Below are 13,153 nucleotides of genomic sequence, written 5' to 3'. Positions count from 1 at the left end.
AGCCGCCCTGGCTCAGCGGGCGCCGTCCTCGCCGGGTGCCGGGTAGCGCACCTCCACCACCTCCAGCTTCGTCAGCCCGCCCGGGGTCATCAGCGTGACCTCGTCGCCCTCGCGCGACTTGATCAGCGCGCGGGCGATCGGCGAGACCCAGCTGACGTCGCCGGCCAGGTTGTCGGCCTCGTCGATGCCCTTGATCGTGATCGTGCGTTCGCTGCCGTCGGCGGCGGCGTAGGTCACGGTCGCGCCGAAGAAGACCTGGTCGCTGCCGTGGTGCGCCGACGGGTCGACCACCTCGGCGATGTCCAGCCGCTTGGTCAGGAAGCGGATCCGCCGGTCGATCTCGCGCAGGCGCTTCTTGCCGTACAGGTAGTCGCCGTTCTCCGAGCGGTCGCCGTTCTTCGCGGCCCATGACACGACTTCGACGACGCGCGGGCGCTCGACGTCGATCAGGCTCAACAGTTCCTCGCGCAGGCGCCGATATCCGGGCGGTGTCAGGTAGTTGCGCGTCCCCGCCGGCAACGGCGGCAGACCACCGGCCTGCTCGTCGTCATCGGCGTCGTCGGATTCTTTCGTGAAGGCCTTGCTCATCGGATCTTCCGGTCGGCTGGCAGCGGGGGGTCGAACGTTGGAGGATGGGCACGGGCCACCCGCTGAACTGCAGATTTCGTGCTCAGGTTGTGGTGAATGTCACATTTTGTAAACTAGGCACTTCAGTTCAGGGACACGGCAGCCGAAGACACAAGAACTCGCACTTCTGATCAAGCACCGGAGTCACGCGATCTTGAACGTCCTGAGCCTGCCCGCCACCTCCTTGAGGACCCCCGTCATGTCCCGTCCGCATTTTGCTCCCGACCCCCTCGACCCCCTGTTGACGACCCGCGAAGCGGCGATGCGTCTGGGCGTGTCGCTGCGCACGGTCCAGCTCTGGGTCGAAGCCGGCACCCTGCCTGCCGGGCGTACGCCGGGCGGACACCGTCGCATCCGCCTGTCGGCCGTCGAGGCCCTGGCCCAGCGCAGCGGCCTGCGCGCCGCCGCCCAGACCACCCAGATGCTGCAGCCCGCGATGGCGCCCCTGGACGTGCTGCTCGTCGCCGCCAGCGTCGACCAGCTGCAGGTCTGGCAGGAAGCGCTGCAGCCGCTGTACGGCAGCATCACGCTGCGTGGCGCTAACAATGGTTACACCGGGTTACTGCAGCTCGGACGAAAAACGCCAGATCTGCTCATCACCGACCTGTCGATGCCCGACATCGACGGCTACGCGATGCTGCTGACGCTGGCCGGCCTGCACGACTACTCGAACCTGCGCGTGCTGGCGATCACCGCCCAGTCGCCGCAGCAGATCGCCGAACGCGGCGGTCTGCCCGACCGGGTCCGCGTGATGCACCAGCCGGTGCCCGGCATGGCCGTGCGCAGCTGGGCCGAAAGCGAACTGGCCCGACTCGGCCGTTCGCCCCACCGCGACCTCCAGGCCTGACGGCCAGGCAAGCCACCCAGTCAGGTAAGCGGCTGCGCTGATGACCGGCGCAGCGCCTGCCGTTACAGTGGGCTCAGGCGAATCCCAAGCGTGACGATGCGCCGCGCTCCCCAACAGAACAGGTCAGTTCCGTCATGACCCACCGCATCCTTATCGTTGAAGACCAGGCGGACATCCGCAAGCTGATCCGCATGACGCTGGAGTTCAGCGATTTCGACCTGCACGAGGCCGCCGACGGCGAATCCGGCCTTGAACTCGCCCGTTCGGTGCGTCCGCACCTGATGCTGCTCGACGTCATGATGCCGGGCCGCCTCGACGGCTTCCAGGTCTGCCGGGCGATCAAGGCCGACCCGGACCTCCGCGCGACGCTGGTCGTCATGCTGACCGCGCGCGGGCAGAGCAGCGACGTCAGCGCGGGCGAACAGTCCGGCGCAGACGCCTACCTCGTCAAGCCGTTCAGCCCGCTGGAGCTGATCGACCGAGTCGAGGCGATGGTCGCCAAGATCCCGTCCGATTGACCGGTCCGATGCGGCCCTGCCGCGTCGGTGTCGTTCAGGCCGCTGCCGGTCCGTCCGGGGCGGCCTTCGTCTTGCCGGCTTCGACGTTGCCGCCGCGGGCCCGCTCGGCATAGCGGTTGAAGCGCCAGGCCGTGCCGTCGACGGTGATGCGGTGCCAGACCTCGCGCTTGGCCGCCGGGCCAAACTCCGGCCAGTGCCGGACCTCGTCCCAGGTCCGGCCGCAGCCCTTGCAGACGGCGTCGCCCTGGGTGGTCGAACAGATCGCGATGCAGGGCGCATCGGGCGTGGTGGCATACCAGGCCAGCCAGGCGCCCATCGCGGCCGGCGGCATCGCTGCCTCGTCGACGGCACGTTCGCGGTGGTAGACCAGCAGCGCATACAGCTCGGCCAGCGCGGACAGCTCGTCGCACAGTGGCTCGCCGTCGGGCGTGGGCCGACGCTCGCGCCACCAGTTGATGGCGGCTTCCAGGTCGGTCAGGTGGATCGTCGCCATGGTTGCGCGGGAAGGGCGCTCAGCCCTTGGCAGCCTGCTGGCGGGCCAGCTCGGCGGCGATGGCCTCGATCGCCGCCAGCGCCGCCGCACGGTCGTAGCGCTCGCCGCGTTCGATCGGTGCGGTGTCCAGCGCGCCGGCTTCGCCCGACCTGAGCTGCTGCACCCAGCGGCCGGCCTCGCGGCCTTCGGCCAGCCCCACGCTCTGGATCAGCACCTCGCCGTCCGCACCGACCAGCTTGAAATGAAAGCGGCCATCCGCCTCACGGTACTGCTTGAACTGGGCCAGCGCGGCTGCGGTGGCCTTGGCCGCAGCCTTGGCGTCGGGTGCCACCGTCGCGATCGGCTGCATGCGGCGCAGGCCGACGGCATGGCGCAGCTCGTCCAGCAGGGGCCGGGCGATGGCGCGCGCCTTGGCGGCGCCGGCCTGCAGCGTCTCCTCGATGCGCTCGGGGTGGGCGATCAGGGTCTCGTAGCGCTCGCGCATGGGCGCGACACTGCGCTCGATCTGCTCGACCAGGCGCTGCTTGGCGTCACCCCAGGCCAGGCCGGCGCGCAGCGCGTCGCGGAAGGCGGCCCGCTCGGCGGCATCGGCAAAGGCGTCGAAGATCGTCACCAGCGCCGTGTCTTCGGGCTCCTTGGGCTCGCCGGGCAGGCGCGAGTCGGTGACGATGCGTGCGACCGCCTCGCGCAAGGCCTTGGCGCCGCCGTCGAACAGCGGGATCGTGTTGTCGTAGCTCTTGGACATCTTGCGGCCGTCCAGGCCCGGCAGCGTGGCGACGTCTTCCTCGACCTCGGCCTGCGGCAGCACGAACAACTCACGCCCGGCGCCGAACAGGTGGTTGAAGCGCTGGGCAACGTCGCGCGCCATCTCGATGTGCTGGATCTGGTCGCGGCCGACCGGCACGCGGTGGGCGTTGAACATCAGGATGTCGGCGGCCATCAGGATCGGGTAGCTGTACAGGCCCATCGTGATGCCGGCATCCAGGTCCTCGCCGGCGGCGACATTGGCGTCGGCGGCGGCCTTGTAGGCATGGGCCCGGTTCATCTGGCCCTTGGCGGTGACGCAGGTCAGCAGCCAGGTCAGCTCGGGGATTTCGGGGATGTCGCTCTGGCGGTAGAAGGTGACGCGCTGCGGGTCCAGGCCGGCAGCCAGCCAGGCAGCGGCGATTTCCAGCCGCGAGCGCTCGATGCGGGCCGGGTCGTCGCACTTGATCAGCGCGTGGTAGTCGGCCAGGAAGAAGAAGCTCTCGACACCGGCCTCGCGGCTGGCGGCGATGGCCGGGCGGATCGCGCCGACGTAGTTGCCCAGGTGCGGGGTGCCGGTGGTGGTGATGCCGGTGAGGACGCGGGTGGACATGGTGGCGGAGTCGTTTTCTGCTGGATGGGCGGTCGGCATGCGCGGCGCGGGTTCGGCCGGCAGGCCCGTGCTGATCGGGCCTGTCGCGGGGAGGGCGGATTGTAGGCAGCCGACCCGATGGCCCCCGGGGCGCGGGGCGCTGCTCGCTACACTCGCCCCCCTCATGAAACGCATCGTCGTCCTGATTTCCGGCACCGGCTCGAACCTCCAGGCGATCCACCACGCCTGCCTGGCCGAGGCCTGGCCGGCCCGGATCGTCGCGGTGCTGAGCAACCAGCCCGAGGCCGCCGGGCTGGCCTGGGCCCGTGAACAGGGCATCGAGGCGGTCGGGCTGGACCACCGCGCGCATGCCGACCGGGCCGCCTTCGACGCCGCGCTGGCCGCCGAGATCGACCGCCAGCAGCCCGACCTGGTCGTGCTGGCCGGCTTCATGCGCATCCTCACGCCGGCCTTCGTGGCGCGCTACGAGGGCCGCATGATCAACATCCACCCGTCGCTGCTGCCGGCCTTCTCCGGCCTGCACACGCACCGGCGCGCGATCGACGCGGGCTGTCGCGTGGCCGGCGCGACGGTCCATTTCGTCACCGCAGAGCTGGACCACGGCCCGATCGTCGCGCAGGCGGTCGTGCCGGTGCTGGACGGTGACGACGCCGACACGCTGGCCCGGCGCGTGCTGGTCCAGGAACATCGCCTCTACCCGATGGCGGTGCGCTGGTTCGTGAACGACGAGCTGGCGCTGCAAGGCCTGCGCGTGCGCCACACCGGCGCCGCCGCACAACACCTGCTGGCCGACATGGCCGGCGGCAAGGACACGACATGAATCCCAAAGCCCTGTTCGCGCTCTGCGACGAACTGCTCCACGAGGTGCTGCGCTTCAGCCAGCCAGCCGACTCGGTCGTCTCGTCCTTCTTCCGGCGCGAGAAGGCGCTCGGCATGCGCGAGCGCCATGCGCTGGCCGAGACGGTCTATTCGGTGCTGCGCGACAAGATCCGGCTGCAGTACCTGGCCAAGTCGGGCAAGGGCTCGCTCGAACGTCGCCTGAGCCTGCTGGCCTGGCAGGGCACCGAAGCCTTCCTCCGAGCGGCGGCCACGCCCGAGGAACTGAAGTGGCTGACGACGGCCCGCCTGCTGAGCCTCGACAAGCAGCCCGACAACCTGCGCCACAACCTGCCCGAGTGGCTGGCCGAGCCTCTCAAGGCCCAGGTCGGTGACAGCTTCTGGCCGCTGGTCGAGAGCCTGCGCCAGCCGGCCGGCCTGGACCTGCGCGTCAACCTGCTGAAGTCCAAGCGTGAACTGGCCCAGGCCGCGCTGGCCGAGGAAGGCATCCACACCACGCCGACGCCCTGGTCGCCCTGGGGCCTGCGCGCGCTGGGCAAGCCGCCGCTGAACCGCAGCAACGCCTTCCTGCGCGGCGACATGGAGGTGCAGGACGAGGGCAGCCAGCTGCTCGCGCTGCTGACCGAGGCCAAGCGCGGCGAGATGGTGGTGGACTTCTGCGCCGGTGCCGGCGGCAAGACGCTGGCGCTGGGCGCGATGATGCGCAACACCGGCCGCCTCTACGCCTTCGACGTCTCGGCCCACCGGCTCGCGGCGCTCAAGCCGCGGCTGGCGCGCAGCGGCCTGTCCAACGTGTACCCGGCCGGCATCGCCCACGAGCGCGACGAGCGCGTCAAGCGCCTGGCCGGCAAGATCGACCGCGTGCTGGTCGATGCGCCGTGTTCCGGCCTGGGCACGCTGCGCCGCAATCCCGACCTGAAATGGCGCCAGAGCCCCGAGGCCATCGCCGAGATGACCGCCAAGCAGGGCGCCATCCTCGCCAGCGCGGCGCGGCTGGTGAAGTCGGGCGGCCGGCTGGTCTACGCCACCTGCAGCCTGCTGCGGGCCGAGAACGAGGAGATCGCCGACGCGTTCGCGGCTGCCCACCCGGACTTCGTGCCGGTCGATGTGGCCGAGGTGCTGGCCCGTCAGGGCGTGGCCAACGCGACCGAGCTGACCGACGCCGGCCACCTGCGCCTGTGGCCGCATCGCCACGGCACCGACGGCTTCTTCGCGGCCGTCTGGCAACGCCGCTGAAAGTTCCCGGTGCGCGCGGCCGGCTTGACCTCGCTCAAGCCTGACGCGTGATCGCATCAGGGTATCCCTCAAACGGGCTCACCCGATCCCAGGCCATTCGGACCCCCCGAATACAATCACGGGCTGGCCGGAGACCCCGTGCCGACCGCCTGTCGCCGGATCGCGGCAACCCTGCCGCCCCGGCGCCGCTGCGGCCGCGAGTGACCCTGAAGGACCCTGATGCTTGATGTTTCCCTGCTGCCGGGCGCCGTGCTCGACCTGCTCTCCGACGGCCTGCTCGACCTGAGCGGCTGGCAGATCCTGGCCTGCACGCTGATCGCCACGCACATCACGATCGCCGCCGTCACCATCTTCCTGCACCGCAGCCAGGCGCACCGCGCGCTCGACCTGCACGCCATCCCGTCGCACTTCTTCCGCTTCTGGCTCTGGATGACCACCGGCATGGTCACCAAGGAGTGGGTCTCGATCCACCGCAAGCACCACGCCAAGTGCGAGACCGTCGACGACCCGCACAGTCCGGTCACGCGCGGCATCCGCACCGTGCTGCTGACCGGCTCGGAGCTGTACAGGTCCGAGGCCAAGAACCTCGAGACGGTCCGCAAGTACGGCCACAACACGCCGGACGACTGGATCGAGCGCCATGTCTACACCCGCCACAGCGCGCTCGGCGTGAGCCTGATGCTGGTGATCGACCTGCTGCTGTTCGGTGCGATCGGCGCGACGGTCTGGGCGGTCCAGATGCTGTGGATCCCGATCACCGCCGCCGGCATCATCAACGGCCTTGGCCACTGGTGGGGCTACCGCAACTTCGAGGCGGTCGACGCGTCGACCAACATCTCGCCCTGGGGCATCCTGATCGGCGGCGAGGAACTGCACAACAACCACCACACCTACCCGACCTCGGCCAAGCTGTCGGTCAAGCCTTACGAGTTCGACATCGCCTGGGGCTACATCCGCGCCATGGAGCTGGTTGGGCTGGCCAAGGTCCGCAAGACGCCGCCGCAGCTCAAGCTCGGCGCGGTCAAGCCGGTGGCCGACAACCAGACGCTGGAAGCGCTCATCGCCAACCGCTACGAGGTCATGGCCCAGTACGCCGGCGGCCTGCGCAGCGTGGTTGCCGAGGAACTCGAACGCCTGCGCGCGCAGGGCAAGCAAGGCACCGAGGCGTGGAAACGCATGCGGCTCGCGTCGCGCTGGCTGCACCGCGATGCCGACAAGATCCCGGTCGCCCTGCAGGGCGAGGTGGCCGCAGCCTGCGGCGAGAGCGCGACGCTGGCCAAGTTGGTGGCGATGCGCGAGGAACTGCGCGCACTCTGGACCCGCACCAACGTGTCGGCCGACCAGCTGGTCCACGACCTGCAGGCCTGGTGCCACCGGGCCGAGGAAAGCGGCATCGCCGCGCTTCAGGAGTTCGCGCTCACGCTGCGTGCGGCGCGGGCCTGAAACGGATCGGTCACACATCCAGGCCACTTCGCGTGGCCGATGTCACGGACCGCCGCGAGGGCCTGAATCACAGCTGTCGAAGGCCTGTCCAACAGGCCCTGCGCCTCGGGGATGGCGCAACGTTCACGCCCGTTTCGGCGATTGAACGCGTATGTGGATTGGGCTAGCCTGCAGGCCCCGATCTTGCAAAGCCGCCTCGAAACGGGGCAGCAGCTGGCGCAACTTGGCGGCCACACCAGGATTGGCCGCCAGCAGGGTCCAGCCCGAACCATCGGTTTCGGTCGGGCCCGAGGACACGGATACCAACATGCCTGGGGGGAGCAGGGGACGGATGGCCTGCATGCGCGCGTCGGCTTCGGCGAGGCGGCGCTGCAGGTTCAGCAGGGGCTCGCAGTGGGCGAGCGCCTGCCTCATGGCCAGTGCGTCGGGAACGGCGGGCGGGCTGTGTTTCACACCAGGAGTTTAGTGACGATGGACATCTTGATCACCCATGGCGGCCTGGCACGCACGCGATCCTTTCACGTGAGTCCGGCCACGCTGGTGACCACCGTCATCGCCCTGCTGCTCGCCCTGATGATGCTGTCGGGCGTGATCTATCACATGGTCTTGTTGAAGGCGGTGCATGCGGGCTGGCCGATCGTCGCCGACATCGCCGGCCTGGTCGTGCCTGGAGACACCGGGCAGCGTGACCGCTTCCTGCGCGAGAACCTCGACGCGATGGCCCAGAAGGTCGGCGAAATGCAGGCCAAGGTCGTGCGCCTGGAGGCCATGGGCGAGCGCATCGCCGGCCTGGCCGGCATCAAGCCCGAGGAGATCCGCGCCGCCGAGGCCGCCGACGCGACCGCGCGGCCGTCGACCGAGCGCCTGCCGGTGGCCAGGGGCGGCGCCGGCGGTCCCTACCTGCCGGTCGAGCCAGCGCAGGACAAGCCCTCGCTGGCTCACCTCAACGAACTGGTCGACACGCTCGACACGCAGGCCGGCCGCAGTGGCGACGTCTTCACGTTGATCGAGTCGCGCCTGCTCGAACGCCGCCTCGAACTGATGATGGTGCCGAGCGCGCCGCCGGTGCTCGGCCCGGTCGGATCGGGCTTCGGCTTCCGCATCGACCCCTTCACCTCGCGCCCGGCGCTGCACACCGGGCTGGACTTCCCCGGTCCGGTCGGCACGCCGATCCGTTCGGCCGCCGCCGGCGTCGTGCTGAGCGCCGAGCCGGCCGGACCCTATGGCCAGATGATCGAGATCGACCACGGCAACGGCCTGGTCACGCGCTATGCCCACACCTCGCGGATGATGGTCCGCCCCGGCGAGCTGGTGCGGCGCGGCCAGACCGTCGCGCAGGTCGGCAACACCGGCCGTTCGACCGGTGCGCACCTGCACTTCGAGGTGCTGCTCAACGGCGTGCCGCAGAACCCGGCACGCTTCCTGGCGCGCGGCGAGAGCCTGTCGCCGAAGGCCGATCGCAACGAGGCCAAGGCTGGCGCCGTCACCGGAAGCTCACGGGCCCGGTGATAGACTCGCGCGATTTTTCTGCGTCGACCCGCACCGTCGGCGGCACAGGAAACGGGGCCTGAAATCCAGGCCGCCAGCGCAGGCCCCAGGCCCCGCGCGCCACCGTTGTCCTGACCGTCCGGCACGTCGACGACGAAGCCCATCACACCGGCCCTGGCGGGTGCCCTCGCGCCAGGGCCGTCACGTTTGTCCCGTCCATGTTGCCCAAGCTTCTCACGTCCATTTTTGGCAGCCGCAACGAGCGGCTGCTCAAGCAGTACCGGCGCGTGGTCGAGCGCGTCAATGCGCTCGAGCCGCAGTTCGAGAAGCTCAGCGACGACGAGCTGCGCGGCAAGACCGCCGAGTTCCGCCAGCGACTGGCTCAGGGAACGAGCCTCGACGACCTGCTTCCCGAAGCCTTCGCCACCGTGCGCGAAGGCAGCAAGCGCGTCCTGAAGATGCGCCACTTCGACGTCCAGCTGATCGGCGGGATGGTGCTGCACGACGGCAAGATCGCCGAGATGCGCACCGGTGAAGGCAAGACGCTGATGGCCACGCTGCCGGTCTACCTCAATGCGCTGCCCGGCAAGGGCGTGCACGTGGTGACCGTCAACGACTACCTCGCACGCCGCGACGCCGAGTGGATGGGCCGGCTCTATGGCTTCCTGGGCATGCGCACCGGCATCAACCTGCCCAACATGCCGCGCGAGGAGAAGCAGGCCGCCTACGCCGCCGATATCACCTACGGCACCAACAACGAGTACGGCTTCGACTACCTGCGCGACAACATGGTCTACGAGGTCGTCGACCGCGTGCAGCGTCCGCTGCAGTACGCGATCGTCGACGAGGTCGACTCGATCCTGATCGACGAGGCCCGCACGCCGCTGATCATCAGCGGCCAGGCCGAGGACCAGACCTCGATGTACCTGGCGATCAACGCCGTGGTGCCGCACATGAAGAAGCAGATCGGCGAGGCCGATCCGCGCACCGGCGAAGGCGTCATCGAGCCGGGCGACTTCACCGCCGACGAGAAGTCGCACCAGGTCTTCCTGACCGAGGACGGCCACGAGAAGGCCGAGGCGCTGCTGGCCCAGGCCGGCCTGCTGGTCGAGGGCGCCTCGCTCTACGACGCGGCCAACATCACGCTGGTCCATCACCTCTATGCCTCGCTGCGGGCCCACCACCTGTTCCACCGCGACCAGCATTACGTGGTGCAGAACGGCGAGGTCATCATCGTCGACGAGTTCACCGGCCGCCTGATGACCGGCCGGCGCTGGAGCGACGGCCTGCACCAGGCCGTCGAGGCCAAGGAAGGCGTGCAGATCCAGGCCGAGAACCAGACGCTCGCCTCGATCACCTTCCAGAACTACTTCCGCATGTACGGCAAGCTCGGCGGCATGACCGGCACGGCCGACACCGAGGCCTACGAGTTCCAGGAGATCTACGGCCTCGAGACCGTGGTGATCCCGCCGAACCGCCCGACCATCCGCAAGGACGAACTCGATCTGGTCTACAAGACCGACCGCGAGAAGTACGACGCGGTGGTGGCCGACATCCGCGAGTGCCATGAGCGCGGCCAGCCGGTGCTGGTGGGCACGACCTCGATCGAGAACTCCGAGCGCGTCGCCCAGCTGCTGACCGCCGCTGGCCTGCCGCACCAGGTGCTCAACGCCAAGCAGCATGCCCGCGAGGCCGAGATCATTGCCCAGGCCGGTCGGCCGGGCATGGTCACCATCGCCACCAACATGGCCGGTCGCGGCACCGACATCGTGCTGGGCGGCAACGTCGAGAAGCAGGTCCAGTTCGTCGAGGCCGACGCGGCCCTGGCGGACGACGAGAAGGCCCGTCGCATCGAGCAGCTCAAGGGCGAATGGCAGGGCCTGCACGACCAGGTCAAGGCGCTCGGCGGCCTGCGCATCATCGCCACCGAACGCCACGAGAGCCGGCGCATCGACAACCAGCTGCGCGGCCGTGCCGGTCGCCAGGGCGACCCGGGCAGCTCGCGCTTCTACCTGTCGCTGGAAGACTCGCTGATGCGCATCTTCGCGGGCGACCGCGTCAAGGCCATCATGGAGCGCCTGAAGATGCCCGACGGCGAGGCGATCGAGGCCGGCATCGTCTCGCGCAGCATCGAGAGTGCGCAGCGCAAGGTCGAGGCCCGCAACTTCGACATGCGCAAGCAGCTGCTGGAGTACGACGACGTCTCCAACGACCAGCGCAAGGTGATCTACGCGCAGCGCAACGAGCTGCTCGAGCAGACCGACATCCACGAGCAGATCGCCCACCTGCGCCGCGGCGCCATGACCGATGTCGTGCGCCTGCACGTGCCGGCCGAGACGGTCGAGGAACAGTGGGAGCTGGCCGCGCTGGAGAAGGTGCTCAAGGACGAGTGGCACGTCGACGTCGCACTGCGCGCGATGGTCGAGAAGAGCGACGCGGTCACCGACGACGAGATCGTCGATGCGGTGGTCCAGGCCGCCGATGCGGCCTTCGAGACGAAGGTCGAGCTGGTCGGCCGCGAGCAGTTCGCCGGCTTCGAGCGCATGGTGCTGCTGCAGCACATCGACTCGCACTGGCGCGAGCACCTGGCCGCGCTGGACTACCTGCGCCAGGGCATCCACCTGCGCGGCTATGCCCAGAAGAACCCGAAGCAGGAATACAAGCGCGAGGCGTTCGACCTGTTCAGCCAGCTGCTGGACCGCACCAAGCTGGAGGTCACGCGCGTGCTGATGACCGTGCGCATCCAGACCCGCGAGGAGGCCGAGCAGGCCGCCGAGGCGATCGAGGCGCGTGCCGAGCACATCGAGAACGTGACCTACACGCACCCGAACGAGGACGGCAGCGTCTCGCAGGATGCCGCGCCGGCCGACCAGGGCCAGCCGCTCGCGATGGCGATGCGCGCCGGTCGCAACGACCCCTGCCCTTGCGGCAGCGGCAAGAAGTTCAAGGCCTGCCACGGCAAGCTGGCCTGAGCCAGGCCGCGTCTGTCTCCATCGATCGATCTGCCGAAGGAAGTTGCCATGCCCGTGAACCTGCGTGCCCCCCTGCCTGAAGAACTCCACCCGGTGGCCGGCGTCGAACTCGGCGTGGCGATGGCCGGCGTGCGCAAGGCCAACCGCCGTGACCTGACGGTCATCACGCTGGCGCCCGGCAGCAGCGTGGCCGGCGTGTTCACCAGCAACCGCTTCTGCGCCGCACCGGTGCAGATCTGCCGCGAGCACCTGGCCTGCGGCCCGGCGCGCCGCGCCATCGTGATCAACACCGGCAATGCCAATGCAGGCACCGGGGCCGACGGCCTGGTGCGGGCCCGCGCGGTCTGCATCGCGCTGGCCCAGCAGCTGGACCTGGCGCCCGAGGACATCCTGCCGTTCTCGACCGGCGTGATCATGGAGACGCTGCCCCACGACCGCATCCAGGCCGGCCTGCCGGCCGCGCTGGCCGACCGCAAGGCCGACCACTGGGCGGCGGCGGCCGAGGCCATCATGACCACCGACACGCTGCCCAAGGCCGCCTCGCGGCAGGTGCAGATCGGCGGCCGCACGGTCACGGTGACCGGCATCAGCAAGGGCGCCGGCATGATCCGCCCGAACATGGCGACGATGCTGGGCTTCGTGGCGACCGATGCGGTCGTCGCGCCGCACCTGATGCAGGACCTGGTGCGCGAGGCCGCCGACCGCAGCTTCAACCGCATCACCATCGACGGCGACACGTCGACCAACGACAGCTTCCTGCTGATCGCCACGCACCAGGCCGGGCACGCGCCGATCGAGCAGCTGGAGTCGCCCGAAGGTGCGCTGCTGCGCCAGGCGGTGATCGAGGTCTCGCAGCAGCTGGCCCAGGCCATCGTGCGCGACGGCGAGGGCGCGACCAAGTTCATCACCGTGCGCGTCGACGGCGGCCGGACCAAGGAAGAGTGCCGCCAGGTGGCCTACGCGATCGCCCACTCGCCGCTGGTCAAGACCGCCTTCTTCGCCAGCGACCCCAACCTCGGCCGCATCCTCGCGGCGGTCGGCTATGCCGGCATCGCCGACCTCGATCAGTCGCAGATCGACCTCTACCTCGACGCGGTGCACGTCGCCCGCCAGGGTGGCCGCCACCCCGACTACCGCGAGGAAGACGGTGCGCGCGTCATGAAGCAGGCCGAGATCACCGTGCGGGTGGACCTGCATCGCGGCAACAGCCATGCGACGGTCTGGACCTGCGACCTGTCCTACGACTACGTGAAGATCAACGCCGACTACCGGTCCTGATCGACGCACTCCTGACAGCTTCCGGCACGCCCTCGACGCCCCGCCCTGCGGGGCGTC

General features: G+C 69.5%; 12 protein-coding genes. 8 read left to right on the top strand and 4 right to left on the bottom strand.

Annotated elements, in window-relative coordinates; translation table 11 throughout:
- Nucleotides 1–12: 12 nt before the first annotated feature.
- Nucleotides 13–588, bottom strand: a complete 576-nt coding sequence (greB, locus tag Q8X39_RS09745) for a transcription elongation factor GreB (RefSeq protein ID WP_305749470.1) — start codon at nt 586–588, stop codon at nt 13–15.
- 238 nt (nt 589–826) lie between these two features.
- On the opposite strand from greB, the gene Q8X39_RS09740 reads away from it, so the two are divergent.
- Nucleotides 827–1,474, top strand: coding sequence for an excisionase family DNA-binding protein (locus Q8X39_RS09740; RefSeq protein WP_305749469.1), 648 nt, complete (start codon nt 827–829; stop codon nt 1,472–1,474).
- A 134-nt stretch (nt 1,475–1,608) separates the two neighbouring features.
- Nucleotides 1,609–1,992 (top strand): response regulator transcription factor, encoded by a 384-nt coding sequence (locus Q8X39_RS09735; RefSeq protein ID WP_305749468.1) that lies wholly within the window; start codon nt 1,609–1,611, stop codon nt 1,990–1,992.
- A gap of 34 nt (nt 1,993–2,026) precedes the next feature.
- Here the strand turns inward: Q8X39_RS09735 and Q8X39_RS09730 are convergent, their stop codons facing one another.
- Together Q8X39_RS09730 and Q8X39_RS09725 are read right to left on the bottom strand one after the other, a co-directional pair.
- A complete protein-coding gene (locus Q8X39_RS09730) occupies nt 2,027–2,485 on the bottom strand; it encodes a DUF3717 domain-containing protein (protein WP_305749467.1) in 459 nt (152 codons plus the stop codon).
- A 19-nt stretch (nt 2,486–2,504) separates the two neighbouring features.
- Nucleotides 2,505–3,842, bottom strand: coding sequence for a tryptophan--tRNA ligase (locus Q8X39_RS09725; protein ID WP_305749466.1), 1,338 nt, complete (start codon nt 3,840–3,842; stop codon nt 2,505–2,507).
- Between the two features lie 163 nt (nt 3,843–4,005).
- Here Q8X39_RS09725 and purN point away from each other — a divergent pair, with 163 nt between their 5' ends.
- From purN to Q8X39_RS09710, 3 genes are all read left to right on the top strand, one after another.
- Entirely contained in the window at nt 4,006–4,662 is a 657-nt protein-coding gene (gene purN, locus Q8X39_RS09720) for a phosphoribosylglycinamide formyltransferase (protein WP_305749465.1), read from the top strand.
- On the top strand, nt 4,659–5,915 hold the full coding sequence (locus Q8X39_RS09715; RefSeq protein ID WP_305749464.1) for an RsmB/NOP family class I SAM-dependent RNA methyltransferase: 1,257 nt from the start codon (nt 4,659–4,661) through the stop codon (nt 5,913–5,915). Before purN ends, Q8X39_RS09715 begins: the two co-directional genes overlap by 4 nt.
- 219 nt (nt 5,916–6,134) lie before the next feature.
- Nucleotides 6,135–7,358, top strand: coding sequence for a DesA family fatty acid desaturase (locus Q8X39_RS09710; RefSeq protein ID WP_305749463.1), 1,224 nt, complete (start codon nt 6,135–6,137; stop codon nt 7,356–7,358).
- A gap of 123 nt (nt 7,359–7,481) precedes the next feature.
- Here the strand turns inward: Q8X39_RS09710 and Q8X39_RS09705 are convergent, their stop codons facing one another.
- Entirely contained in the window at nt 7,482–7,772 is a 291-nt protein-coding gene (locus Q8X39_RS09705; RefSeq protein WP_305749462.1) for a hypothetical protein, read from the bottom strand.
- A gap of 57 nt (nt 7,773–7,829) precedes the next feature.
- Between Q8X39_RS09705 and Q8X39_RS09700 the strand changes: the two genes are divergently transcribed.
- The 3 genes from Q8X39_RS09700 (at nt 7,830) to argJ (ending at nt 13,096) form a co-directional block, all read left to right on the top strand.
- Nucleotides 7,830–8,867, top strand: a complete 1,038-nt coding sequence (locus tag Q8X39_RS09700) for a M23 family metallopeptidase (protein ID WP_305749461.1) — start codon at nt 7,830–7,832, stop codon at nt 8,865–8,867.
- 197 nt (nt 8,868–9,064) lie between these two features.
- The gene (gene secA, locus Q8X39_RS09695; protein WP_305749460.1) at nt 9,065–11,818 is read left to right on the top strand and encodes a preprotein translocase subunit SecA; all 2,754 of its coding nucleotides are present in this window, start codon (nt 9,065–9,067) and stop codon (nt 11,816–11,818) included.
- A gap of 48 nt (nt 11,819–11,866) precedes the next feature.
- A complete protein-coding gene (gene argJ, locus Q8X39_RS09690) occupies nt 11,867–13,096 on the top strand; it encodes a bifunctional glutamate N-acetyltransferase/amino-acid acetyltransferase ArgJ (RefSeq protein ID WP_305749459.1) in 1,230 nt (409 codons plus the stop codon).
- The last annotated feature ends 57 nt before the right edge of the window (nt 13,097–13,153 follow it).

The sequence above is a fragment of the Leptothrix discophora genome (assembly GCF_030705305.1).
In the GTDB taxonomy this organism is placed as follows: Bacteria; Pseudomonadota; Gammaproteobacteria; order Burkholderiales; family Burkholderiaceae_C; genus Sphaerotilus; species Sphaerotilus discophorus.
Note: the sequence above shows the minus strand (reverse complement) of the source record. Positions and strands in the feature narration are given on the sequence as shown.